2 protein-coding genes are annotated in these 1,536 nt (G+C 62.6%); one reads left to right on the forward strand and one right to left on the reverse strand.

What is annotated here, in order from left to right; all coding sequences use genetic code 11:
* On the forward strand, positions 1-475 hold a 475-nt coding region (locus HR086_RS46750; protein WP_254626773.1), incomplete at its 5' end, for an ADYC domain-containing protein.
* A 108-nt stretch (positions 476-583) separates the two neighbouring features.
* On the opposite strand, the gene HR086_RS46755 is transcribed toward HR086_RS46750, so the two are convergent.
* The gene (locus HR086_RS46755) at positions 584-1,252 is read right to left on the reverse strand and encodes a hypothetical protein (protein ID WP_174468901.1); all 669 of its coding nucleotides are present in this window, start codon (positions 1,250-1,252) and stop codon (positions 584-586) included.
* Between the last annotated feature and the right edge of the window lie 284 nt (positions 1,253-1,536).

Here is a 1,536-nt window from a genome sequence, read left to right on the forward strand (position 1 = left end):
TGACATGAATGCCGCCGTCACCGCCGACGCCAACGTCACGACGCTTGGTTGCGAGTCCGGCGCCATCGTCACGTGCCTGGATTGGGGTTACAGCCCCTGGAATCCCCAGACAGGGGTGTCGGACCCGAATCGGGAATATGTCTATGGCTCCTGTCTCCAGGCGAAGCGCGCGGCGTACTTCGTGGGCAAGGGCGACCTCAAGAGCTACACACTGACGGGCACTCGCATCGTCAAACGGGATGAGTATGGGTTTGGGCGAGACGCGGAGGGTGGCATCGAGCGCACCGACTTCCTGGAGGCCCTCTGGAGTCCCGAGGGCGCGGTCTGTCTCAATCCCGAGCACCGGCGTCACCCGGAGATTCCCCTGCATCCGGAACATGGCCCCCGAATCGAGCGCTGTGAGGCACCGTCGGGACAGCTCATCCTGTGGCGGGACAACGGCAAGCTCGCGACGGGCCTGCCACCGCGACACTAGGGCGTGCCCAGCAGGTCAGGGCCAAGGCGGAGTGTAACCACGTCCAGGTGCCCCAAGGACGTCAGCAGGCCTCGAATCTCCTCCTCCAGCAGCAGGCGGGCTCTTTGTTCAGGGGCCGGGCGACGCGGCGACCACCAGGAAGGCGATATCGCAATAGGGACAGACGCGCTTGTCTCCGGGACTTGATTCGCCGAGGTCCTGTGGAGCGTTGCACGAAGGGCAGCGGTGCTCGAGGCGCCGAGTTGAGACAGTGACGTTTTCTGATGAAGCGGATGCATCTGTGCTCACGTTGCCGAGGGAAACAGCGCTCGACAGGAAGCCGGCGGAAGTCCGCCCCGGGGTGAAGGAGGAAACAACGTAAGCCCCCTTCTGGGGTTCGAAGACTCGGTTGATTTCACCGGCGGCGATGAGCTTCAGGATGAATTGTTCAGCCTTCTCTTCCGACACCTGACAGAAGATGGCCACGTCCTTGACGGTGACATCCCCCTTGTTGCGGATGAAGTCAGCCAGCTCAGCCATGGGGTCACGGCGCTCCACGGTCGGCGTTACCCAGTGAGCGGGCTCGCGCTCTTCTTGGGACGAACGCCCCTTCTTCCACAGAAATTGGCCGAGCAGGAAGGGGAGTACGACCATCACCCCCCACAGGGCGGCAACCATTTTGGCCGGCTCCTGTATTTTCCCGTGCGCGTGGGCGACGAGCAGGGCGATTACCCAACAGGCTGACCAGAGCTTGAGTGCACCCCCAAACAGCACCGCTAGACAGCCGAAGCCCTTCACCAGCCCCCTCCTCTCTTCGTGGCGACATCCGACAGAAAGGGCGTCACGGCTGCAGGCGGCTGCGGTAGTGGACGACTGTCAAAGGCTGGGGACGCATTGACGGCGGAGGCGTTCATGAGGATTTGGTGACGGTAGAAAGAGCTGAATATTTGATACCTAAACCAACGATCTCGATTCTCGCACGACGTCAGGAGGCACGCCTGAGGTCGGCTCGGCGCAGGGATGGACAGGCAGAGCGCTGTGCATTCCGCGCGTTGAGGTAGGCATGTACCCGCACCATGAGC

Origin of the sequence: Myxococcus sp. CA039A (genome assembly GCF_013336645.1) — a bacterium.
Classification (GTDB): Bacteria; Myxococcota; Myxococcia; order Myxococcales; family Myxococcaceae; genus Myxococcus; species Myxococcus llanfairpwllgwyngyllgogerychwyrndrobwllllantysiliogogogochensis.